Annotated in this window: 17 protein-coding genes; 8 read left to right on the forward strand and 9 right to left on the reverse strand. The window is 58.7% G+C overall.

Annotation, left to right across the window (positions count from 1 at the left end):
* Positions 1 to 49 precede the first annotated feature (49 nt).
* Entirely contained in the window at positions 50 to 4,882 is a 4,833-nt protein-coding gene (locus AB3226_RS08760; protein WP_367372791.1) for an NEL-type E3 ubiquitin ligase domain-containing protein, read from the forward strand.
* A gap of 47 nt (positions 4,883 to 4,929) precedes the next feature.
* On the opposite strand, the gene AB3226_RS08765 is transcribed toward AB3226_RS08760, so the two are convergent.
* From AB3226_RS08765 to AB3226_RS08790, 6 genes are all read right to left on the reverse strand, one after another.
* Positions 4,930 to 6,174 carry a hypothetical protein gene (locus AB3226_RS08765; protein ID WP_367372792.1) on the reverse strand — a complete coding sequence of 415 codons (1,245 nt, stop codon included), beginning with the start codon at positions 6,172 to 6,174 and terminating at the stop codon, positions 4,930 to 4,932.
* Positions 6,175 to 6,240: 66 nt separating this feature from the next.
* Positions 6,241 to 7,491 carry a hypothetical protein gene (locus AB3226_RS08770; protein WP_367372793.1) on the reverse strand — a complete coding sequence of 417 codons (1,251 nt, stop codon included), beginning with the start codon at positions 7,489 to 7,491 and terminating at the stop codon, positions 6,241 to 6,243.
* 24 nt (positions 7,492 to 7,515) lie between these two features.
* Complete coding sequence (locus tag AB3226_RS08775) at positions 7,516 to 8,016, reverse strand: CS1 type fimbrial major subunit (RefSeq protein ID WP_367372794.1); 501 nt, start codon at positions 8,014 to 8,016, stop codon at positions 7,516 to 7,518.
* Between the two features lie 4 nt (positions 8,017 to 8,020).
* Positions 8,021 to 8,761 (reverse strand): molecular chaperone, encoded by a 741-nt coding sequence (locus tag AB3226_RS08780; RefSeq protein WP_367372795.1) that lies wholly within the window; start codon positions 8,759 to 8,761, stop codon positions 8,021 to 8,023.
* Between the two features lie 40 nt (positions 8,762 to 8,801).
* Positions 8,802 to 11,324, reverse strand: coding sequence for a TcfC E-set like domain-containing protein (locus AB3226_RS08785; protein WP_367372796.1), 2,523 nt, complete (start codon positions 11,322 to 11,324; stop codon positions 8,802 to 8,804).
* A gap of 108 nt (positions 11,325 to 11,432) precedes the next feature.
* Positions 11,433 to 11,927: a CS1 type fimbrial major subunit gene (locus tag AB3226_RS08790; protein ID WP_367372797.1), complete on the reverse strand. Its 495-nt coding sequence runs from the start codon at positions 11,925 to 11,927 to the stop codon at positions 11,433 to 11,435.
* Between the two features lie 475 nt (positions 11,928 to 12,402).
* Between AB3226_RS08790 and AB3226_RS08795 the strand changes: the two genes are divergently transcribed.
* On the forward strand, positions 12,403 to 12,978 hold the full coding sequence (locus AB3226_RS08795; protein ID WP_367372798.1) for a PadR family transcriptional regulator: 576 nt from the start codon (positions 12,403 to 12,405) through the stop codon (positions 12,976 to 12,978).
* Positions 12,975 to 13,766, forward strand: coding sequence for a siderophore-interacting protein (locus tag AB3226_RS08800; protein ID WP_367372799.1), 792 nt, complete (start codon positions 12,975 to 12,977; stop codon positions 13,764 to 13,766). The genes AB3226_RS08795 and AB3226_RS08800 overlap by 4 nt, the downstream gene beginning before the upstream one ends.
* Before the next feature lie 165 nt (positions 13,767 to 13,931).
* Here AB3226_RS08800 and AB3226_RS08805 read toward each other — a convergent pair whose 3' ends face one another.
* The 3 genes from AB3226_RS08805 to AB3226_RS08815 form a co-directional block, all read right to left on the reverse strand.
* The gene (locus tag AB3226_RS08805; RefSeq protein WP_367372800.1) at positions 13,932 to 14,588 is read right to left on the reverse strand and encodes a Pr6Pr family membrane protein; all 657 of its coding nucleotides are present in this window, start codon (positions 14,586 to 14,588) and stop codon (positions 13,932 to 13,934) included.
* 2 nt (positions 14,589 to 14,590) lie between these two features.
* The gene (locus tag AB3226_RS08810; RefSeq protein WP_007941719.1) at positions 14,591 to 14,821 is read right to left on the reverse strand and encodes a VF530 family DNA-binding protein; all 231 of its coding nucleotides are present in this window, start codon (positions 14,819 to 14,821) and stop codon (positions 14,591 to 14,593) included.
* Positions 14,822 to 14,981: 160 nt separating this feature from the next.
* On the reverse strand, positions 14,982 to 16,370 hold the full coding sequence (locus AB3226_RS08815; protein ID WP_367372801.1) for a PLP-dependent aminotransferase family protein: 1,389 nt from the start codon (positions 16,368 to 16,370) through the stop codon (positions 14,982 to 14,984).
* A 349-nt stretch (positions 16,371 to 16,719) separates the two neighbouring features.
* On the opposite strand from AB3226_RS08815, the gene AB3226_RS08820 reads away from it, so the two are divergent.
* From AB3226_RS08820 to AB3226_RS08840, 5 genes are all read left to right on the forward strand, one after another.
* Positions 16,720 to 17,925: a benzoate/H(+) symporter BenE family transporter gene (locus AB3226_RS08820; protein WP_367372802.1), complete on the forward strand. Its 1,206-nt coding sequence runs from the start codon at positions 16,720 to 16,722 to the stop codon at positions 17,923 to 17,925.
* A gap of 103 nt (positions 17,926 to 18,028) precedes the next feature.
* The gene (glyA, locus tag AB3226_RS08825) at positions 18,029 to 19,267 is read left to right on the forward strand and encodes a serine hydroxymethyltransferase (protein WP_367372803.1); all 1,239 of its coding nucleotides are present in this window, start codon (positions 18,029 to 18,031) and stop codon (positions 19,265 to 19,267) included.
* Positions 19,268 to 19,507: 240 nt separating this feature from the next.
* Positions 19,508 to 20,890 (forward strand): carbohydrate porin, encoded by a 1,383-nt coding sequence (locus tag AB3226_RS08830; RefSeq protein WP_367372804.1) that lies wholly within the window; start codon positions 19,508 to 19,510, stop codon positions 20,888 to 20,890.
* Positions 20,891 to 21,104: 214 nt separating this feature from the next.
* Positions 21,105 to 23,513 carry a glucose/quinate/shikimate family membrane-bound PQQ-dependent dehydrogenase gene (locus AB3226_RS08835; protein WP_367372805.1) on the forward strand — a complete coding sequence of 803 codons (2,409 nt, stop codon included), beginning with the start codon at positions 21,105 to 21,107 and terminating at the stop codon, positions 23,511 to 23,513.
* 330 nt (positions 23,514 to 23,843) lie between these two features.
* Positions 23,844 to 24,206, forward strand: coding sequence for a DUF6124 family protein (locus tag AB3226_RS08840; RefSeq protein ID WP_367372806.1), 363 nt, complete (start codon positions 23,844 to 23,846; stop codon positions 24,204 to 24,206).
* Positions 24,207 to 24,785: the final 579 nt, after the last annotated feature.

Below are 24,785 nucleotides of genomic sequence, written 5' to 3' on the forward strand. Positions count from 1 at the left end.
ACAAGAGGCGAACCTTAAACTGTGGACCGAGCACAATAGTGTTGACCAGTTGCTCGCTCAGTTAAAAGACGTCTATGAGTTTGCCGAGCCCTTGTTGCGCACCGCACTGAAAGATCAATACGGTGTTGAGGACGACGTCAGAACAACCTGCCTGCACCTTTATCTACCCAAGGAGCGCCCGTGGTATGCCATCGATTTTTCAGGGGGCGTTGTCACGCGAACCGTTTCACTTCTGGATGCCGCGCTGCACAACTTCGCACGTTCCGAAACCTGCGAAGCCGACTCAGACTTCATCAGCCAACCCGATGAACGTGGACTGTTCGACATCAAACCGATCAAACGCAAGATGTCCATCGCTCAATTCCAGACGCTATGTCGTGAACTGGATATCGGCGCCCGATACACCCGATACCTGGAAAGCGTGTTGTTGTCCGAAGATGCCGTTGCCAAAACGGTTTTGAGAAAAAAAGTCGTCAACAGCCAGAAGGCCGCATTCAAAGCCGCGGCACAGCTGGCAGTAATAAAAGGCGACATCGGGCCTTACACCCGTGACGTCGTGCTGGCGATGCTTGAGGGCGAACGCAACCTCAAACTCAAAGGCAAGCACCTTCGATTTCATGAACTGTCGATGCTGGACACGGCGTTGGCCGGCATCGTCCTGATCGCCCCGGATCTGGATCGCACATGGCAGACCGAGCAGGTGATTGCCTATGTCCCGCAAGACCCCGAACATCCGCTGAAGTCGTACCCCTCGCTCCCCGACTTCCTCCAAGAACTGACGCGCCAACTGCGGGAAAACAAACTGATCAAATCCAGCGGCATGACCTACCGCCAGCACTTCAGTCAATTCGTCCCTCATCAACAACGCGGGCTGTTTTTCGCCGAACTCCAGCAGAACCTGACCGAGGTGCGTTGGCATAAAAAAGAGCCACTGGATCAGCGTCCGCCATGGCGCGAAGAGCCGGTGTCTCACCCCCGCCTGCATTTTCGCACCGAGCTGATCACCGGTGATCTGTGGACGCATCTCTACCAGCAAAAACTCAACAAGATTCTCAACGACGCCAGGCACATCGCCGTATCCACCGCCGATACCGACAGCAATGCCCGCTGGGCCTGGTGGGATAACTTCAAGAGGATCGTCTCGGACATCTTCAACGTCGCGCTGATTGTCATCACGCCGTTCGTGCCCTTCCTGGGTGAGTTGATGATGGTCTACACCGCCTACCAGATCACCAGTGATGTCGTCGAATCCATCCTGGACTTGGCCGAAGGATTATGGACCCAAGCCGCCGAGCACATCGTCGCGGTGGTGACGAATGTCATTCAACTGGGGGCTATTGCGGCAGGTGCGGAGCTTGGCAAGTTCGCGCGCCTGAGGCTGTCGCCATTGATCGAAGGCATGAAACCGGTAAGGTTGCCCAACGGTCAGTCCCGGCTGTGGCATCCCGATCTCAAACCCTACGAACAGCCCTATCTCGCATTGCCGGACGGTTCGCGACCTGATGAGCGAGGCCTGCATTCGCACAAGGGACAAAGCGTGTTGCCATTGGAGGGCAAACATTACGCCGTGCAACACCAGGAAAAGCAGGGTCGCTACCGCATCAAGCATCCTCGCCGCGCCGATGCCTATTTACCCGAATTGAAGACCAATGGCCTCGGTGCCTGGACTCATGAAGGCGAAACCCCGCAGGAGTGGGAAGGCCCGACATTGATGCGCCGCCTTGGCCATTACGTGGACGGTTTCAGCGATACAGAGCTTGAGCGGGCACGTATCGCCAGCGGCACCGACGACGATGCGCTACGCCGGATGTACATCGACAACGCCCCTCCACCGCCGCTGCTTGCCGATAGCCTGCAACGATTGAAGATTGACCGGCAAATCGACACAGCGATCGGGCAAATCCGTGCCGGCCACCCCCTCGAACCGACCTCTTACTGGTTCGAGTCACTGCTGGCCTATCTGGACGGCTGGCCCGCAGAAAAGGCGCTGAAGGTTTACGAAAACACCGACCTGACCGGGCGTTTTCGCCAGTATGGCAATGCCCAGGCCAGCGATGAACAGACCCTCGCGACCAGCCTCTCCCATGTCATGAGCGGCCAATTACCGCAAAGCGTGATCGACTTTTTGAACGACGCCGAGCTTGAAGCGTTGCTCGGGCCACAGGTTGCCAAGGGTGATCGAGTGCAAGCTCTGCGCAATCGATTGGGTGATGAAGCCGGCGAGCTCAGGGCAGACATATTCAATCAGCTTTATCAGGCCGGGCAAACCTCGGACAACCCTCGTATCCGCGTTCTTCGTCAAACGGTACCGGAGCTGCCGGCCCGCACGGCCGAAACACTGCTGGGCGAGGCCCGTGGCGCTGAGCTGGAGCGCCTGTCAAAAGAACAGCGCGTGCCGCTGCGCTTGAAAACCCTGGCCCGCGAGGCCGCTTTCGAAGCACGGATCAGCCACGCCTATGAGGGCTTTTATGATGACGCACAGTGGGGGCCGGATACCGAAAGGCTGGTGCTCAATACCCTGCGGCTGCACAGCGACACTTTCGCCGGGCTGCGCATTGAAGTGCACGAAGGCAGCTTCGACGGACCACTGCGATGCAGTGTCGGGGCCGAAGACGCGACGACCGTGCGGCTGCTGATCCGCGAGGAATCCGACCAATACGAAGTGCGCGACGGCGCCAACAATAAACTGCATGAAGCCGACGATTTTGTTGAATCGGTACTCCACGCCATGCCCGTAAACAAGCGTCAGGCACTGGGTTATCGGCCCGGACAAGGTCTTTTCTTCAAGCAATGGATCATGGCCAAGACCGAAATGCCCAGCGTGCGTCGAGTGCTGCTCGCCGAACCACCGAACGTGCCCGTCCTGCCCCCGGAAACGATCACCCTGCTGCGTGGCCCGCTGTTTTCCAAACCCGCCGCGACGCTGCAAGACCGGGTACGCAACCTGTACTCCAACCTGAATGAACGCGAGGTGGAAACCTTCGCTCGATCCTTGAATGCCAAAGAGGAGCCGCTCCAGGTCATGAAAGCGCTGGAGGATGAACTCGAAAAACTGCGACAGACCCTGGAAAGCTGGAAACCTTCGCCTTATGACGACATGGGTGACGGTGAGGTTGACCGCGAATGGTTGAGCTTCAAGTACAACGGCGGGAGCTTTATCAGCGACCGACTGTTGCAGTGTTTTGAACGAAGGTCGATGGTCCTCGGTGAGCGCAGCGCCAGCCTCGAAGGTGGATACGCGTTGGATCTGTCGGCGGAATTCACGGTCATCAACCTCGATCTGTGGTGGGACAAGTTACCGGATATCCAGCACCTGCTGGATCAGGTCACCACGCTGACGCTGGACCGTGCAACCTTCAACCCCAGAGCAGGCAGTCTGCTGGAAGACTTCCCTGCGCTTGAGCAGCTCAGCGCCAGAAGCTGTCGGCTGGCCCACTTGCCGGACGGCATCGACAAGATGCATTTTCTGCGCACCCTGCGCCTGACGGACAACTACATCACCCTGACACCTGACGCCGTCGAGAGCCTCAGAAACCTGACTCGCATGGAAACACTGCGGCTCGATGAAAACCCGGAACTGGGCCTGCTGCCCAATGTCGAGCGCATGCCCAAACTGATGATCCTCAGCTTGAGCAACACCGGGGCGACGCGCTGGCCTGAGGGTTTGTTCAAGAAACGCCGCCCCCGAGGTTTTTTCCTCGACCTGATGGAAAACCCGCTCACTGAACTGCCGACCGTGGTTCCGGGCTCCGAAGATGCACGCATCGTAGCCCGCACGCGTTTGTTCGCAGAACGGCTTTCCGACGCAAACCGCATGGCTTATGAGGATTACCGAATGTCGGTGGGCCTGAGCCCCGAGCACCTCTATCGGCGTGCCGCCGCGTATGCGATCGATGCCTGGCCGATGCCGGATGATTCCCGTTGGTGGAGCCAAGTCGTCGCAGGATTGGGGACATTCAGGGAAGAGGCCTGGCACGACATGATGGGCGAGCCAGGCTCCAAAGACTTCTTCGCATTGATTGAAAAACTCAAGCAATCGGCCGACTACCGCGCGGGTGGAGCACTGCGCGAAAATCTCAGCGCACGCGTCTGGCGCATGATCGAGGCCATGGACCTGGACGCCGAGTTGCGCACCGAGCTGTTTGAGATGTCTTCCGCCCCCACCACCTGCGCCGATGCTGGCGCCCAGTTGTTCAACAACATGGGGATCAAAGTCCTCACCGCCGAAGCCTATGCCCTCTCGACATCGAATGAGATTCTCGAAGGCAGGTTGGTGGCCCTGGCAAAAGGGGCCGCGCGCCTGGCGCGGGTGGATGAAATCGCCAGCGCCGATGTCCGCAGCCGCACGGGCAATCCCGATGAAGTGGAGGTGTACCTGGCCTACGAAACCGGCCTGGCCCATCGCCTGGGCCTGCCATGGCAATCCAATACGATGCTTTATGAGCCCGTGGCCGGAGTGAGTGCAAGAACCCTCGACACGGCGTTCGATACCGTGATCTCAATGGAAGCCGGTGATGGGCTGGTCAATGAAATGATCGAGCAGCCCTACTGGGAAAAGTACCTGCGTCAGACCTACCCCGACGCCTACAGTCGTAATGCCCGAATCTACCGGGGTAAACCCGAGCTGCTGGATCAGTTGCGCGATGCCCAACGCGCCTGGGCACACTCTGCCCGATGGGCTGAAATGCGCCGCGCGCCATTGCGGCGACAGTTGCAGGATCTCGCCGATCAACTTCCCGTGGACCACAGCGTGGTGTTTACCGGCACCGAGATGACCGATGCCGTGCATGAGCGGTTGCTCAACGACATCGGCTATGACGAAAAGGCGTTAAGCAGACGCTTGACCCGTGAAGCGCTGCAAAAGGCCGATCCGTCGATGTAGTTTCGTGCCGATGCCAGTCTCGCCGCACAGGCCTTGAGCGACTGGCATCAACCCACCTCCGAATCCCAGATGACCGTGACCGTGCCCGAGTAACTTCGGGCAACGCCCGGTTTGAGCATCTCCTCGACCTGGTCCCGGGCGACTTCGAAATGCAGCGTCCCGGGCTTTTGATCCACGTAAAAGCCAGGCTGGAACCAGTGCGTGCCACTGCCATCGAGCAACAGCGGGCGGCGATTGACCGGCTGGTTCGCAGCGTCGGTCAAACCAGTGGGCAAGGTGACACCGATGTTGAGCGGCACTGAATGCCCCGTCGCCGGCTCCCGCACGCCGCAGGTATTGCCACTGATGTACTGGCACTCAAGGTTCATCTTGAAACGGCTCGAGGCCGAAATGTTGAACGTCTGATCACGGAACAACCGCGTCGGTTTACGCCCTTGAGTCAACCAGGCCTGCCAGCCACCTTGCGGCACCAGCTCAATGCGCGTACCACCGGGAGGAATGTCCACCTTGAGCGTATGTTGAACATCCAGCGAGAAATTGAGGAGCAACTGGTTGTCATCCGGAATCATCACGTCGCCCATGTCGAAATCCTGGCGAGGACCGACCGAATACGGGATGGTGCCTGTGTATTTACCCGCCTTCATGTTCAGCGGGTCCGGTGTACGCAGCTCATAAGCGAAAACGAAGTACAGGTAGCGGAAGGACATCGGAATGTCGAAAAGCGCCTTCTTGCTGCACACGCCCGCATTCTCCGGGACTCTCCAGAAACTGTTGTATCCCACGGGGCCAGCCGTCGCCCAACCAACCCCCTGACAAGGTGGAGGGGCATATATCCAGCGCCCCCCTTCCCACAAGTTGTCCCATGTTCCCCCACCGGTCAACTCGGTGATCGAGCGGGGGATCGACGCCTCATGGCCAATACCGCCAATCCGTATGGAAAGCACCTTGGTATCGCCCGACTCATGCGTCACCGGCACGTCTCGCCACTCCGAGGGCACCCGGGCCATGCCGCCCTGACGCGGGTCCGTGTGATTAGCCAGGATCGGCGCATTGGCCGTGAACAAAATGGGCGCGCCCAGGCTGAACAGCCCAAAGGGCTCGCAGGCCTGCGGCACCTGCCGGCAGAAACCTTCGGACGGCGTCTGATTGATGAATTTGTTGCTCTGCGGATTGGACGAATCGGGCTTGAAGGTTGCCTCGATGTCCACGGTCAAGGCTTGCGCCGACAGTGCAAACACGGCGCACAACAGGCCGGTCAGTTTTCCAAATGATTGCGTACGCAGACAGCTCATTGCCTTTCCTTCAACGATCATAGTGATGCTCGGCCCGTTGGAACCGTGGCAGCGTTTGACGAAGCGCTAGACATCCGAATCCCAGATCACTGTCACGTTGCCCGAGTATTGGCGAGCAACACCTGGACGAAGCATTTCTGCCACCTGCGCGGCAGGCACCTCGAAGTGCAGCGTTCCCGGTTTGCGATCCACATAAATGCCCGGTTGAAACAACTCCGTGCCACTGCCATCAATCCGTAGCGGTCGACGACTGACCGCTTGCCCATTGGCATCGCTCAAGCCATGGGGAAGGCTGACGCTGACATTCAGGGGAACGGTGTGACCACTGACAGGTTCGCGCACAGAACAATTCTGCCCATCCTGCGTGTATTGGCATTCGAGCTGCATTTTGAATCGGGAACTGGCGGAAAGATTGAACGTCTGGTCCCGGAACAGGCGTGTCGGTTTGCGCCCTTGGGTCAACCACGACTGCCAGCCGCCTTGGGGCACCAGTTCCACACGGTTGCCGCCCGGAGGTATATCCACTTTGAGCGTGTGCTGAACATCGAGGGTGAAGTTCAAGGCCAGGGTCGAGCTGGTGGGCTGCATGATGTCGCCCATGTCGAAGTCCTGTCTCGGGCCGAGGGTATAGGTCAGGTTTCCACGGTACTTGCCCGAGGACATGCCCAATGGATTAGGGGTCACCAGTTCGTAGGCAAAGTCGAGATAGTTATAACGCAGCCATGGAACATTGAACTGCGCCTGTTTTGCACAAATACCCTCCGTTGGCGTTTTCCAGAAAAAACCGTACCGATTGTGACCGTAAAACCCCACACCACTGATAGCACAGGGTGCAGGTGCGTAGACCCAGCTACTGCCCCATAACTGATTATGGGCAACTCGATAATCGTCGCCGCCACCCACCAGCTCGATGACGTCCTCCGTTACATACTGCGACCCCACGCCGGAAATACGCATTTTCACCGTCGCCGGCTCACCGGTTACTTCGTGAAAGACCGTCAAGTCTCGCCACTGTGTCGGGACCTTGATCATTGCCCCCTGGCGAACATCCCCGTGACGAGCTTGAATCGGTGCGATTGAGTTGAACTCGATCGGTACTTGCAGACTGAACATCTCATAGTGACGACACTGATCGGGGTAACTGACGCAGTAACCACTGGACGGCGTGTCGTTGGTGAATTTGTTGCGCTGCGGATTAGCTGAATCCGGTTTGAACGAGGCTTGAATCGACACCTCCTCCGCCCAGGCCGTGGGTAGCCACATCGAGCACAAAACAATCGCACCGGCACAACGTCGTAACATCTGAAAACGCTTCATCCCTTTAGCCTCATAAAATCGATATCAAGCACCGGGCATGACCGCGTTGAAGATCATGTTGACGTTGCCAAAGTAATTGCCGGGCTTGTAAACCCCATCGGCCGGCGGCATCGGGACAATTTCCAGCAAGACGCGTTTGCCGGGGGCGGCGTCGGTCGGGGAAACCACTTGAATGCTCTCGACTTCGCTCAACAACGTGCCGTTGAACAACACACGCAAAGCAATGTCATGGGCCGGGGTGCCGTTGGACAGATACGGCCGGCCTTCAAGCCGCGCCTCGATCGAGCCGGCTTCGTTCTTCACGTCGAAATACTTGCGCAAGCCGCCCAGCGTCGACGCGGTCAGGCTCCAGGGCAGTTGCTGCTCGCGGTGGATCCAGGTCGGGTCCGAGGGAATCACATAGAACGCCTGGGTCGGGATCGTCACGACCACTTCAAACTCATGCACTTCCCTGGCGGCAAACGCCGGATGACTCGCATACGAAACAGCAACCGCCAACAACCCGAAGATCAGTTTCCTGGTCATGGCTTCAACCCTTCACATCGAGTTTTTTGCTGTTTGCACCTTCCACCATCGTGAACTGATAGTGGCGCCCGGCCTGTTTCTCGAAAGTAAACGTACGACCGGCGAGAATGTGATGCTTGGTGGTCGGCTGGCAGTCCTGCTCGTTTTTTACCGAGCAATCCTTGAACTCATCGATCACCACGACCGTGTTGCCGTTGTTGCGGATCCGGTAGGTGCCGGCGCCGTTTTCGATCGCGCTGTCAAAACGTGTCTGCTTGGGCCGTACGAAAAAAACCGCGCCATAACCCGCCAGCACATTGACCCCGGCGGAGAGGGTTTTCTTATAGTCCTCACGCTCTTCGCTGGAGACGGCGAACTCGTCTTCTTTTTCGGGCACTACCGGGACAAAACGCACGCGGAAATAACGTTCTTTGTCGCGCTCCCCCATGAACAGCAATCGCGTACCCTGCATGCCATTGGCCGGGACGATCAGTCGAGCCGGGCTGGCCATCAAGCCATCGCGGGCGCTGCCGTCCGTGCTGGTCTTGAGCGGCACTTCCTGCGATTTGCCGTCGGTGTCATAGAGGATCTCGAGAATGTTGACCTTGACGAAGGCAGTGCTGTCGCCGCCATTGAAAACCCGTTTCAAAAAGGTACTTTTGTCGCCGTCCAGATAGTCGTAGACGGTGCCGATATTGATACTCGGCGTTGTGTGTGCGGTCTGAGCAAACAGACAAAAACCAAACAGTGCCAGCAGGCGTTTCATTGTTCTTTACCTCGTCGATTAATCACGTTCTGCCGGGCAATCAACCCGCCGTCGGAGTCCTGAAAGTTGCATCCGCCAACGTATCCGGCGTGCAGCGCAAATCCCCGATCATCAACACGTTGTTTTCCGTGCGCCCGCTGCTCGTATCGAGGCGGAACTGGCACAACAGCTGATTACCGTGGCGCACTTCCAGCGTCGGTGAACCGGCGTTCATTTCCATGGAGAAGAACCCGTCCACTTCACTTACCCCGCGACTGGCGTGGTTGATGATGTGATGGCCCTTGAGCGGGTTGCCCTGAGGGTCGATCAGACGCCCGAGCACGGTGAGGGTTTTCATCACTTTCACCTGGCGATATTCAACGCCGCCCTTGTTCAGGTGATAACTGGAACGGGCCGGCTGGATGGTTGCGGCGGGGACATGGTTGCCCTCGAAGTCGAAACTGACGGAGCTGCTTTTATAGGCGGTGATCGGCACAAAGTTGCGCCCGGGCTTGAGTACCGCACTGCCACCGCTCAAATCGTCGGCGCGCAGGGCGATGTCCGCGATATCCGATTCCACATCGATGATCATGCCGGCGCCGTTGCGGTGGTACTGGCTGGTCATGACCATTTTCTGGCCGCCAACGGCCACGGTGCTGTCCAGGTTCAGACCGCCCGTAAGGTCGTTGTTGTAGGACGAACGCTGGATAAACCCGTCGCCATTGACCAGGTCCGATTGCATCGTCGCCATCGCGTTCAAGCCGATGCCATAGGTATCGGTGATGGCGGTGGCCGAGACACTTTGCAGCACATGGTCCTGCAGCACTTTGCGGTAGCTGATCGAGGCGTTGTTATCGCGGCCGCCCTCGCGCGCGGTTCGCGAGCCGATGCTGCCGGAGATCTGTTCACCGGGGCCGCCCAAGGCAATGTTGACGCTCAAATCGACGCCACGATTGCGGTCGTCACCCGAGCTGAAGCTGCCCGGTCGATCGAACAATGACAGCCGCCAGTTGGCATCACTGCCAAACAATTGGGTGCGCTGGGTCCATCCCAGATCCACGCCCGTGCCTTCAGTGTTGCCTTCGCTGTGGGACACCCGGGCATTGACCGAACTTTTGCTGGTCAGCCGATGATTGATCGATAAGGAAGAGTTACTGGTCTGCCCGACAAACACGTTGCGCTGACGCACTCGTGTGCCATCCGGCAGGGTGTCATAGAGCCGGGTGGTATCGAGCCAGCTGCGGTTATGGCTGGCGACAATGGAGCCAGCGCCATAGGAATACAGCCCCTGGATGTCGAGCCCGGTGCCGTAGTCTTCGGTTTTGTAGACGTTGGCATACAAACTGGCATTGTTGACGATCGCCCAATCGACCGAAGTGCCGTATTGCAAGGCATCGCGTACCTGCCGCCCGCTCAAGCCCAGGATGACCCTTGGATGCACCAGAAAGTTGAAGGCTGCACCGGCGGTCATGTCGCCGTCGTCCTGTTCATCCCAATTGCTCAGCACTTTGGATTCACGGCCGGCGAACAGGTTGTAGCGCCAGCGCTCGTCGTGATTGCGCCAATTGCTGGGCTTGTACACCAGTTCCTGCGTGCTGGAGGTGATCTGGCCGTCTTCGATCAGACGCACTTCCACCTCATAGATCCCGCCCGGCAGCGGTCGGGTATCCAGAGTCTGTAATCCGGCGGGCACCGGCTGGGTATTGATCAGCAAACCGTCGCGGTAGATCTCCACCGAGCCCTGGCGATTGGCGGTGACATAGATCGGATAGACCGCCGCTTTCGGATTGTTGATCGCCAGGCTGTCGGAGCTGCCATACATCACGCCCAAGGCCGTGTCGGGGCTGGTGCCGAAGGTGCGCGGCTGGCGCGTCAGGCCTTCGGAAGCGGGAGTGAACAAGCCCAGCCGCAGAAAACTGCCTTCCAGTTCACGCTGGGTATAAAGCTCATTCACGGAGTGGTAGAGCTGGTTGTCTACGCCGCCCAGTCGGGAAAGCTGCACGTTGACTGCTTGCGTCCAGAGGCCCAGGCTGCTGCTGGCCTCCAAACCATAACGCCCACCCAGATCCTGATTCTGACCACCATTGAGGTTCAGTTGATTGCGCACGATCAAACCGGTGCTGCCACCTTCGGGCAACGTGTAGTAACGCTGTGCCTGATCGTCGCGTTCGGCGTTTTCCGTGAGAATCGACACCAGCGAATTTTCAAGGCTGTAGTGCACGGCCAGTAACTGTTCGGGGCATTTCGTCGGGCAGCCGCCGAGCGCTACCCCTTGTTTCAAATAGTTAGACCAGATGTCTCGTTCACTGGCTTTTATCGTGCTGTCGCCGACATCGGCGAAGTCAACGAGGGTGATACGATCGTCGCGGGTTAACACCACCATCGCCTCACCGAGAAATTGTTGGTCAAGTTCCACTCGTACCGCCAGCGGCACATCAAAGAAGTGCTCTTCGAACTCAGTCGGCAAACCCTTGGCCTGGGCCAGCAAACTTCGCGGTGTGTGAGCATTTTCCGCTGGCGCGGCGAGAGCCGTTGTGCAGAAAAAAAGGGCAAGCGCCGTCGCGATGGGAGTCATCGGGAACATGAACGAAATACTCTGAAGATAAGTTCGTTGAATCCCGATCGACAGGCAGGGACCGCCCATCGACCGGTAAAGTTACTTGATAAGGGCGAGCCTTAGTTCATAACTAAGTTACTGGGTAACACGAGGAATGGCATCGAAGACCACAACCGGAGTGGCAGTGTAAAGCCCCGTCTGAGCGGCGGTCGGTTTAGCGGCGGCAATCACCAGATCGGCCCGCATGCCGCCGTTGGACTCGGTATCGCCGACCACTTCTTGTGAAACGCCGGTCAGGGTGACACCGTTGAAGGTGTAGGTCAGCGCGATGTTGTTGTTACCGTTGAACAGGGGTTGCGGACCACCTTCAACATAGGCATTGACCCAACCGTTAGTGTGCCGGATATCGTAAGTCGCACGTATCGGATCCAAGGTGCCTGCTACCAGGTTGTAGGCCATTTTTTCATTTTTACCGAAGTCAGGATTCACCGGTTGGGCGTGGAATACCTGGGTTGGGATAGTGGCGCTGATATTGATGGTTGTTCGCGCTTCATTTTCCACAGCGAACGCCACCGAAGAACTGAGGGCCAGGAGGGTCATCGGAACGGCGATTGCAAACTTCTTGAACATTGTGAGTACCTGTTTTTTTCAAAGGATTGATCCGTGGAAAGTCTGGAACAGCCACGCCGTCACTACAGCGATGGCGCGTTGGCTTAACTTTCTACGCCGGAGCATGATCGACCAATTTCTTGAGAAAGTAAGTACGTAACTTCCCAAGAACATGTAGTTACAACGACGCACGAGCCCGTTGAAAAAAGACTAAAAAACAAGAACTCACTAGTTTGGACGTCAGAGAGAGACTACATACAGTTTTAAAGTAAAAAGCACACAGATTAAAATAGGTCGACTCCGAGTAAGAGCCAGCACTACTTATCCAGTCAATAAACATTAGAACCCGACAATTAGTCCAATCCTTCTAAACCCGCAAGCGCCAAATCCTCTCTCTATCGCCAGCAAGCCTGCTTCGACCGTCGGTCGAGCAGGCTTGCGCCCCTGGTAAGATATATCTTAAGTTGTATCTAAACACGACAGAGAGAAGGAAAAAATGAGAGACCATCATTCCCCCCACCGCGAACACGGCGATGGCCGTGACGGCTTCGAAAAACGCCCCGGCCGCGAACGGGGCAGTCGCGGGCCACGGGTGTTCGCCCCTGGCGACCTGAAATTGCTATTGCTGGCGTTGATCGCCGAACAGCCCTGCCATGGCTACGACATGATCCGCCAGATCGAAAGCATGTTCGACGGCGCCTACAGCCCCAGTCCCGGCGTGATCTACCCGACCCTGACCTTCCTTGAAGAAAGCGAAATGATTCTGGGCGATGCCGAGGGCGGAAAAAAACGCTACAGCATCACCGACGCCGGACGTCTGTCTTTAAGTGAACAAGCGATTGCCCTGGACGGCGTGCGCATGCGCATCGAAGTCAGCAAGCGCTCGTTGCGCGGCCATGACCGCCCCGCCGAAATTCACGAAGCAGTGCACAACCTGCGCCACGCCTTGCAAATGCACCATGGTCGCTGGAGCCCGGAAGAAATTTTGCGGGTACGCGACCTGCTCAACAACACGGCCAAAGCCATCGTCGACGGCCCCGCCGTTCCACCCGTTCAGGAGAACGCCGAATGACCGACGTTATCGTGCCATCCCAATCCATTCACCGTGTCAGCCACGAGATCAAGCGCCGTCGTCTGGAAGTATTGCGAGTGGTCGACCTGACCCCGCGTATGCGCAGGATTACGTTGGGCGGTCCTGAGCTTGAAGGCTTCGTCAGCCTCGGAACGGACGACCACGTCAAACTGCTGTTCCCGCAAAACGCTGCGGAACACACGGCGCTGGAAACCCTGGTACTCGGTGCCGGCAAGGACAACGGGCCGATGCCCGCGATGCGCGACTACACACCTCGTCGTTACGACCGGAACACGCTGGAGCTGGACATCGACTTCGTGCTGCACGGCGATGGCCCTGCCTCGACCTGGGCCGAGCAGGCCAAACCCGGCCAGTTCCTGCACATCGGCGGGCCGCGGGGCTCGATGATCGTGCCGGACATCTTCGACAGCTATTTGCTGATCGGCGACGAAACCGCCCTGCCCGCCATCGCCCGCCGTCTTGAAGGCCTGGCCGCCAATCGGCGTGCACTGGTGATTGTGGAAGTGGAAAACGGCGCCGAACAGCAACGTTTGGAAAGCGCAGCCCAGGTCGATGTGATTTGGGTGCTGCGTGAAGGTGGCAGGAATAACCTGCTGACCACCGTGCAACAGATCAAGGTGCCCGATGGCAATCTGTATGCGTGGGTGGCGACTGAGTCCAAGGTGTCGCGGCAGGTCCGCCGGGTGTTGCTCGATGAGCATGGTCTGAACGAGCAATTTGTGAAGGCTGTCGGTTACTGGCGACTGGATGATAGTGACGAGGAATGACCGCAACACTGTGATTGCATGCTTTTTGTGGCGAGGGAGCTTGCTCCCGTTCGGCTGCGAAGCAGTCGTTAACCGGACAACACGGTGTGTCAGAGAATACCTGGTTGCAGGTTCAGGGCTGCTTCGCAGCCCAGCGGGAGCAAGCTCCCTCGCCACAGTCAGTGTTCACTTGCGACCTGTGCGCCACCGATCCAATCCAATCACCAGCAGCGCAACCAGCACAAACCCCACCAACAACCCGCCGGCATTGATGAACACCTGTGGATAACCCAGCTTGTCCACATCAATGAACGGATACGGATAAACCGCCAGCAGATGCCCGCGCCATAACGCATAGCCGAAGTACACAAGCGGATAGATCACCCACAGCGCAATGTGCTTCAGCCGCAACGTGCCTTTGGGCACACAGAACCACCAATAAACCAGAAACAGCAGCGGCATGACGTCATGCATCAGCTCATCGGCCAGCCATTGCCAGCCTTCGGGGTGCCACAAATGGCGCAACAACAGGCTGTACGCCACACCGACCACGGCGATGCTCACCGCGACTCCACTGCTCACCCACGGCTGCAAAAACCAGCGCCGCGCCGCAGACTCGCGGGACGTCAGTTCACAGGTCAGCACCACCGCCACCAGCGTATTGGTCAGCACGGTGAAAAAGCTGAAAAAACTCACCAGGCCACCCAGCAGACTGGCTGCAACACTCCAGCGTGAGTAGAGAATCAGGTACATCTGAATGCTCAAACCCGCCCAGCCCAAAACCGCAGCCACGGCAACACAACGACGCCTCGCGGCAGAACCTGGCGTCGAGGGTATGACCACGCTCAGACCGGTCGCTTGGTGCGCATCAACTTCACGTACAGGCGTTCGACCTTCTCCCGCGCCCATGGGGTTTTGCGCAGGAATGTCAGGCTCGACTTGATGCTCGGGTCACTCTTGAAGCAGCGGATATCGATACGCTCGGCCAGCCCCGACCATTCGTAGTGTTCAACCAAGGCGTTGAGGATCTGTTCCAGCGTTACGCCATGCAGCGGGTTGGTGTTCTGTTCGGTCATGCCGGGCCTTCGAGCGATGAAAGGATGGAAGCCGCGCACCTTAGCGGAGGCCTTCGTGCAGTGGAAGGGCCCCGGACAAAGGCATTCGTCAGAGGCTGAATTAACTGTAGGCGAGTTGGACAGCCTCTGAGGACAAACGTCAGGCGATAGCGCCGTCGGCTCAGTAATAACGTCGCGGGTCCGAATCGATCAGGCTGGCCAGCTTGGTCAGGGCAAATCTCAATTCGTCCTGACTGGTGGGCGACATCAATACCAAACGCACGCAGCGGGTCATTGCGCTACGTTCGGCCTGGAACTGGGTACCACTGAGGACCAACACGCCATTGGCACGGGCCAGCATGGTGAATTCGTCGCTGGTCCAAGGCTCGGGCAGCGTCAACCAGATGTGGTAGGAGTACGGCTGGGTCTTGAGTTCGAAATTGGCGAATATTTCCTGAGCGATCGCCTGCCGCCCGGCGGCTTCGTTGCGCTGAATACGGATCAGCTTCTTATCCAACCCCTGCGTGATCACGTTGCTGGCCAACTGGGCGGTCAACGGCGACGGCATCCAGACACTGCTGCGCACCATCGAGGTCAGGCGCGACAACAGTTTCGGCGGGCTATAGAGATAGCCGATCCGCAAGGCCGGCATGATCGACTTCGACAGACTGGTGAGGTACACCGAACGATCCGGCGCGAACGCCGACAGCGGTTTGATCGACGGGTCGGTGGCCAGAAAACCGTAGATGTCATCGTCCAGGATGATGAAGTCGAACTCTTCGGCCAACGCCGCGATTTGCGCCCGCCGCTTTTGCGACATGATCGCGGTCGTCGGGTTCTGGCAAGTCGCCACACAGACCAGCATCGCCGGTTTCTCACGTTGGCACAGTTCGCGCAGCGCTTCGGGAATGATGCCTTCATCGTCCATTGGCACGCCACGCAGACGTCGTTCCAGACCATGGGCCAGGGAAATGATGCCGGGGTAACAAAGCGCCTCGCAGAGCACCAGATCACCGGCGTTGGTCAGCGCACTCATCGCGACCATCAAACCATGCTGCGCGCCTGCGGTGATCACCACTTGCTGCCATTGCGCATCGGGCAATGAATGGCGCAGCCATTGCGCACCCGCCTCGCGATGAGCCGGGTGCCCGCCATCGGGGGCGTAATCGAGGGCACGGGCAAAATCCGTGCTCTTGGCCATGCCCACCAATGCGTCGCGCAACCAGTATTCCAGGGTTTCGCTGTAAGGCTTGATGATCGAAAGATCCAATAATTCGGACTGCCCCAGATTCAGCGGGGCGGCATTGTTGCTGGCCGGCAACTCCAGTTGCTTCTGGTTGAGCACATAAGTGCCACGCCCCACTTCCCCCTGCACCAGACGCCGCCGTTGGGCTTCGCTATAGGCCCGGCTGATGGTACCCGGCGTGACATTCAGCGTGGTGGCCAGTTCCCGCAAGGTCGGCAGACGATCACCTTCGTTCAACACGCCATTGCTGATATCGCGCGCCAACGCGTCGGCAATCGACAAATACATCGGCTGGCCGAACTCGTTTAGCTGAGGAACCCACATGAATGATCGCTGCCCATCGTAGAAATGATGAATATCCGAGCATATCACAGGGAAGTTAGGCAACTTATAAATCGACCCAATCGACAAATTGAGTCGATTGATGCGGCGATTGAATCGAGCAGCCCTTTCCGTACAAAATTTTCAACACGAATATTATTTTCTTAACAATCAAATAGTTAGCCTAAAAAAAGCTGACAAATAAACACGATTAGCCAAAAAACATCACCTCACAGTCTCTCGCGCTATTGAATCAACTCAATTCATTCAAATACACTCATCTCGAATCGAATCAATCGACTCAATCCCACGCCTGAATCACTACGTGCCAGCCACGCCAAGTCGAGACATCATGGACACACTCAGAAAGGATCTATCCCTGTCAGCGATCATCGCAGGCTTCATCGCCGTGATCATTTCCTATGCCGGCCCGCTGATCATCGTGTTTCAGGCGGCTCGGGAAGCGCACTTGCCCGATGATCAGGTGTCGTCCTGGATCTGGGCCATTTCCATCGGCAGCGGCGTGACCGGCCTGTTGTTGAGCTGGCGTCTGCGGGTTCCGGTGATTACGGCTTGGTCGACACCGGGCGCTGCGTTGCTGGTGTCGATGTTGCCCACGGTCTCCCTGCCCCAGGCCATCGGCGCCTATGTGGTGGCTTCGGTGATTATCGCGGTGATCGGCCTGTCCGGCGCGTTCGATAAACTGATGAGCCGCCTGCCCAAAGCCATCGCCGCCGCCATGCTCGCCGGCATCCTGTTTCGTTTCGGCGCCGAACTCTTCACCTCGATCAAGCTGCAGCCGGCGCTGGTGCTGTCGATGATCGCGGCGTACCTGATCTTCAAACGCTTTTCACCGCGCTACGCCATTCTGTCGGTATTGATTGTCGGCTGCGCCGTGGCGGCCTCGTTCGGTGAACTCAACAGCGGATCAATCAGCATTGATGTCGCCCACCCGATTTTCATTGCCCCGCAGTGGAGTTGGCACGCGATCATCAATATCGGCCTGCCGCTGGCCCTGGTCACCCTGACCGGGCAATACGTGCCGGGCATGGCGGTGATGCGCACCTCAGGCTACAACACACCGGCGCGCTCGATTATTTCGGTCACGGCCATCGGTTCGATTTTGATGGCGCCATTCGGCTCCCATGGTCTCAATCTCGCGGCCATCACCGCCGCGATCTGCACCGGCCGCGAAGCCCATGAAGATCGCGACAAGCGTTACATCGCCGGGATCGCCTGCGGGGTGTTCTACATTCTGATGGGCACCTTCGGCGCGACCCTGGCGTCGGTGTTTTCTGCCTTGCCCAAAGAGCTGATTGCCTCCCTCGCCGGCCTGGCCCTGTTCGGGGCGATCAGCGCCGGGCTGACCGGCGCCATGGCTGACGAGAAGCAACGTGAAGCGGCGCTGATCACCTTCCTGGTCACCGCCTCGGGCATGAGTTTCCTGGGGCTGGCCGCTGCATTCTGGGGGCTGATCTTCGGACTCGTGGCGCATTTCGTACTGACCTGCACCAGGCAAAGCAAAGCCACCGCCGTCACCGAGGGCAGCCGACCATGATCGTTCGTTACGACTCCATTGTGGTCGACGGCGGACTGTCACACGCATCACCGCATCTCGCGCCAGCCTCCGTGGCCGAAGCACTTATCCAAGGAATGATTCCATGAGCCTGCACAATTTCGACCCTGTCATCGCCCGCCTGATCAGCCGTGAACGCAACCGTCAGGAAACCCACCTGGAGCTGATCGCTTCGGAAAACTACGTCAGCGAAGAAGTGCTGGAAGCCCAGGGTTCGGTTCTGACCAACAAGTACGCCGAAGGCTACCCGGGCAAGCGCTATTACGGTGGCTGTAAAGTGGTCGACGAAATTGAAAGCCTCGCCATCGAACGCGCCTGCAAACTGTTTGGATGCGACTACGCCAACGTCCAGCCGCACTCTGGCTCGCAAGCCAATCAGGCGGTGTTTCTTGCGGTGCTCAACCCCGGTGACACCCTCTTGGGCATGTCCCTGGCCCATGGCGGGCACCTGACCCATGGCGCCTCGGTGAACTTCTCCGGCAAGTTCTACACCGCGCACACTTACGGTCTGGAAAAATCCAGCGAAACCCTCGACTACGCCCAGATGGAAGCCCTGGCCCGGGAACACCGACCGAAGATGATCATTGCGGGTGCCTCGGCGTATTCCAGGACCATCGACTTCCAGCGTTTTCGCAACATCTGCGATGAAATCGGGGCCTACCTGATGGTCGACATGGCGCACTACGCCGGGCTGGTCGCAGCCGGCCTGTACCCCTCGCCGGTTGGCATCGCCGACTTCGTCACGTCGACCACGCACAAAACCCTGCGCGGCCCTCGGGGTGGCCTGATTTTGGCCAAACGCGAATACGCGGCGCTGCTCGACAAGACGATATTCCCGGTTTATCAGGGCGGGCCTCTGATGCACGTCATCGCCGCCAAGGCCGTGGCGTTCAACGAAGCCCTCGGTGATGAGTTCAAGCACTATCAGCAACGCGTCATCGACAACGCCAGGACCATGGCGGACATCCTTACGCGGCGAGGCCTGCGGGTGGTGTCAGGGGGCACCGACTGCCACATGTTCCTGCTCGATCTGCGCGCGATGAACATCACCGGCAAAGAGGCCGAGGCGTTGCTTGAAAGTGCCCACATCACCTTGAACAAGAACGCGATTCCCGACGATCCGCAAAAACCTGCGATCACCAGCGGCATTCGCATTGGCACACCTGCCCTGACCACACGGGGCTTCGGTGAAGCCGAATGCGCCGAAGTGGCCAACCTGATTGCCGATCTGCTTGAGCAACCGACCAATGCGGTACTGCTGGAAAAAGTCCGCCGACGGGTGATGCATTTGTGTGAATGCTTTCCGGTCTATCTATTGACTTGATGGCACTGAAACATGCGGGGCGGACGCTTTAGTCCGCCCTTTTTTTGCACGGCCAGATGCTGCGGCGACAGGTCGCAGCCGACTGTTACCAAATTCGAAATGATCCATGTCAATAAAAGCCCTTTCTCTATGTGTTACAGGACATTATCCTTACGCCCGTCCTGCTGAAACGCTTCTCCCCTGCTTCATCCCGCTGCGTTCAGTCCCCCCTTTAGAAAAAAGACCAAGAATTTCTTCTCTATGCCTGATTTTCATACTCCGCGAGACAGCGCTGTCTTGCCCCCCGTGGCCAGTCGAAAAGCCCTGAACCTGATCGGTGGGTTCACCGCATTGAGCCTCGCCACCTGTACCCAGGCTGCACCGGCCTTCGATAGCGATTCGCCGTGGATGCTCGGCGACTGGAACGGCACTCGTACCGAACTTTCGGAAAAGGGCTACGACTTCAAGGTCGATTACACCGGTGAAATGGGCAGCAATCTGCACGGTGGCTACGATCACGACCGCACCGCGCGCTATAGCGATCAGTTCGGCTTTGGCACCCATCTGGACTTGCAGAAGATTCTTGGCTGGGACGACGCTGAATTTCAGTTGACCATCACCGAACGCAACGGCAATAACATCAGCAACGACCGGATCAACGATCCGCGGGTCGGCGGTTTCACCTCGGCTCAGGAAGTCTGGGGCCGTGGCCAGACCTGGCGTCTGACGCAGATGTGGTATCAGCAGAAATTCTTCGATCAGAAGCTCGACATCAAAGTCGGCCGCTTCGGCGAGGGCGAAGACTTCAACAGCTTCCCCTGCGACTTCCAGAACCTGGCGTTTTGCGGCTCCCAGGTCGGCAACTGGGTGGGCGACATCTGGTACAACTGGCCGGTCAGCCAGTGGGCGATGCGCGTCAAATATCACCTGACGCCGGAGCTGTACGCGCAAATCGGGGCTTACGAGCAAAACCCGTCCAACCTGGATCGCGACAACGGCTTCAAGCTCAGCGGCAGCGGCACGCAGGGTGCGATCCTGCCGGTGGAACTGGTCTGGAGTCCAAAATTCAATGGCCTGCCAGGTGAATACCGTGCCGGTTATTACTACAGCAATGCCAAGGCCACCGACGTCTACAAGGACAGCAACGGCCAGCCGGCCGCGCTGAGTGGCGAGGCTTACCGCAGCGCATCGAGCAAGCACGGCGTGTGGCTCGGTATTCAGCAGCAGCTGACCAGCCGCGCCAGTGATAACTCTCGGGGCCTGAGCGTGTTCGCCAACGGCACGATGCACGACAAGAAGACCAACGCCATCGACAACTACGTCCAGGCCGGCGTCGTCTACAAAGGCTTGTTCGATGCCCGCGCCAGGGACGACATCGGTTTTGCCCTGGCCCGTGTCCACGTCAACCCGGCCTATCGCAAGAACGCCGAGGCCACCAATCAGGCCCGCGCCGTCTTCGACTACGACGACCCATCGTTCCTGCCGCCGCAAGACACCGAATACAGCGCCGAACTCTATTACGGCGTGCACGTCACGAACTGGCTGACCGTGCGCCCGAACCTGCAATACATCCGCCACCCCGGTGGCGTGGACAAGGTCGATGACGCGCTGATTGGCGGGATCAAGATCCAGTCGTCGTTCTGATTAAAACCACAATTCCGGTGGGAGCTGGCTTGCCTGCGATGGCGGTGGGTCAGCCGACACTTTTGCCAACTGACACACCGTCATCGCAGGCAAGCCAGCTCCCACAGGGATTGAATCAACCGTACACCTTTCTTAACTGAACCATGCCCGCACAAGATCCTCATCTACAGTGAACTTGCGTGGGACTACTTAAAACGTCACGGAGAACCACACTATGAGCGCTGATGGTGCTTTGAGTCGAAGCCGTCTGCTGCCGAGCCTGCTCGGTATCGTGCTTCTACTAATGGGCCTGGCCTTGCTGGCCGGGGGGATCAAGCTGAGCATGCTCGGCGGCTCGCTGTATTACCTGCTGGCCGGTATCGGCCTGATGCTGACCGGCGGCCTGCTGCTGGCCGACCGTTATGCGGCGCTGAGCCTGTACGCGGTGGTGCTGTTCGCCAGTACCGTCTGGGCACTGTGGGAAGTTGGCCTGGACTGGTGGCAACTGGTGCCACGTCTGGCGCTGCTCTTCACCCTCGGCATTGTCATGCTGCTGCCATGGTTTCGTCGCCCATTGCGTACCGGCGAATTCAACCCGATCGGCACCGGTGTGCTGAGCGCTGCCGTGGTCATCGCCGGTATCGCCGCGCTGGCCAGCCTGTTCACCAACCCCGGTGAAATCAAAGGCGAACTGGATCGCGACACCGTGCCTGGCATGACCAACACCGCCCCGGCCATGCCCGATGGCGACTGGAACTCCTACGGCCGCAGCGCCCATGGCGATCGTTACTCGCCACTGGCGCAAATCACGCCGCAGAACGTCAGCAAACTGGTGCCCGCCTGGACCTACCGCACCGGCGACCTGCCTGGCCCGAACGACCCGGGCGAAACCACAGCCGAAAACACCCCGCTCAAAGCCAACGGCATGCTCTATGTCTGCACGCCGCACAGCCAAGTGATCGCGCTGGACCCGGACACCGGCAAGGAACTCTGGCGTTTCGATCCGAAGCTCTCCACGCAAAACGCGGCGAACTTCAAGGGTTGGGCGCACATGACCTGCCGTGGCGTGACCTATCACGATGACGCCGCCTACGCCTCCGAGCAAAGCCCGACCGGCACTGCCAATGCGCCAGTGACCAGCGTCTGCCCGCGCCGGATCTTCCTGCCGACCGCCGACACCCGTCTGATCGCCCTGAACGCCGACACCGGCAAAATGTGCGAAGACTTCGGCAACGGTGGCCAGGTTGACCTGACCGCCAACATCGGCGGCTTCACCGCTGGCGGCTACTATTCCACTTCGCCACCGGCAGTCACCAAAGACCTGGTGGTGATTGGCGGCCACGTCACCGACAACGTTTCCATTGACGAGCCAAGCGGCGTGATCCGCGCGTTCGACGTGCACACCGGAAAATTGGTGTGGAACTGGGACAGCGGCAACCCGGACGACACCACGCCGATTGCCGAAGGCAAAACCTACACCCGCAACTCGCCGAACATGTGGTCCATCTTCAGCGTCGACGAAAAACTCGGCATGATTTACCTGCCGATGGGCAACCAGACCCCGGATCAATTCGGTGGCGCGCGTACCCCTGAATCGGAACTGCACGCCGCCGGCCTGACTGCGCTGGACATCGCCACCGGCAAAGTGCGCTGGCACTTCCAGTTCACTCACCATGACCTGTGGGACATGGACGTGGGTGGCCAGCCAACCCTGATGGACCTGAAAACCGCAGACGGTGTGAAACCGGCGGTGCTCGCGTCCACCAAGCAAGGCAGCATCTACGTGCTGGACCGCAGCAATGGTCAGCCGATCGTGCCGATCAAGGAAATCCCGGTGCCGCAAGGCGCGGTGGAAGGCGACCATACTTCGCCGACTCAACCGATGTCCGACCTGAACTTCGTGCCGCCGACCCTCAAGGAACGCGACATGTGGGGCGTGACCCCGTTCGATCAGATGCTGTGCCGGATCGACTTCAAATCCCTGCGCTACGACGGCATGTTCACCCCGCCGTCGCTGCAAGGCTCGCTCGTTTATCCCGGTAACTTCGGGGTATTCGACTGGGGCGGCATGTCGGTTGACCCGGTGCGTCAGATTGCGTTCGTGAACCCGAGCTACATGGCGTTCAAATCGAAACTGATCCCGGCCGCCGAAATCGCCAAACAAGGCCCTCGCGTCAGCGAAACCGAAGGCGTGCAGCCCAACAAAGGCGCGCCATACGGCGTGATCCTCGAAGCCCTGCTGTCGCCAATGGGCCTGCCGTGCCAGGCACCAGCCTGGGGCTACGTGGCGGCGGTCGATTTGACCACCAACAAAACCATCTGGATGCACAAGAACGGCACCGTGCGCGACAGCGCGCCGGTCCCGATCCCTCTGAGCATGGGCGTACCGAGCCTGGGCGGCACCTTCACCACCGCTGGTGGCGTAGCCTTCCTGAGCGGCACCCTCGACCAGTACCTGCGCGCCTACGACGTGAAAAACGGCAAGCAACTGTGGGAAGGCCGCCTGCCAGCCGGCGCGCAAACCACACCGATGACCTACACCGGCAAAGACGGCAAGCAATACGTGCTCGTTGTTGCTGGCGGTCACGGATCGCTGGGCACCAAACAGGGTGACTATGTGATTGCGTACAAACTGTCGGAATAAGCGGTAGCGGCAGTTAAAGCAAAGGCGACTCCTGTGAGGGGGTCGCCTTTTTTTGTGCTCGATTGTTTCAGGTCACCCTTCCCCTGTAGGAGCTGCCGAAGGCTGCGATCTTTTGATCTTGTGTTCTTGAAGACGCCGGAAGATCAAAAGATCGCAGCCTTCGGCAGCTCCTACAGACGTGGTGAATTTTTGAGAACTTTCCGACATGTTTTGACGGTTGTCGCTCGGAAGAGCGGTGGATAGGCTTTGGGGGTCACTGCAAATCAGCGACCGGGCGTCGCGGCCTGAATTTTACTTGGTGCTTTTCCATTCCCTATTTGGAGCATCGCCATGCCTACACCAGAAACCGACAACGTTTCGCCCTACGAATCCACCGATTCAAAAAAGCTCCACGACGCCGCTAACCGCGCGCTCGATCACTACCTCAACCCCTCCGCCCTCAAATCACCCGTGGCCCGCAAGCCGAGCACGATGTATATGATTGCGCCGGATATCAAAGACGAAGACCTGCTGGCCCACACCTGTGAATCGTTGGCCCAGGCCAGTGTGATGGCGAGTGATTTTGCGGGGTATCTGGAAGGGCCGCACCGGCACACGGCGATGGCAATTCAACAGATCGTCATGCTGGCCGAACTGGCGGTGAACCGGATGCTGGATAACGTTGCCATACCAAAAGCTGCGCCACACAGCTAATCCCCTGTAGGAGCGAGGCTTGCCCGCGAAGGCTTTCTCACATTCGACATGGAGGTAGCCTGACACGCCGCCATCGCGGGCAAGCCTCGCTCCCACATTGAATCGTGTATATCTGCGAGAGACTGGTCGGCTGTCAGGCCGCCTTCGCGGGCAAGCCTCGCTCCTACAGTTGAATCGTGTCCATCTGCGAGAAATTGGTCGGCTGTCAGGCCGCCTTCGCGAGCAAGCCCGCTCCCACAGTGAAGCGGCGTACACCCGCCCCTTCACCACTCAACAGGCCGAGCGTTAGCTCGCCTGCAGCTTTTGATCTGGCTTTTGATTTTGATCCACCCGCCCCTTCGGGAGGCTGAGCGCAGGTGTTCATCTGGGGATTGGCGCGCAGCGCCGTTCGACGCAGTCGAACCCATCGCATGTAGGTTGAAGCGAAGCCAACCGTAGGGCGATGCCCCCAGATGGATACCGGAGCGAAGGAACGCCGAGCCTCAGCGAGGGGCCGGACGCTTGGGGCGAAGACCTTTGCTTCCTTTGGGGCGTTTGCCAAAGGGAGTCGCCGTAAGGGCGAAACCATAAGCCGCCGTT

Source organism: Pseudomonas lini (genome assembly GCF_964063345.1).
GTDB classification, from domain to species: domain Bacteria; phylum Pseudomonadota; class Gammaproteobacteria; order Pseudomonadales; family Pseudomonadaceae; genus Aquipseudomonas; species Aquipseudomonas lini_B.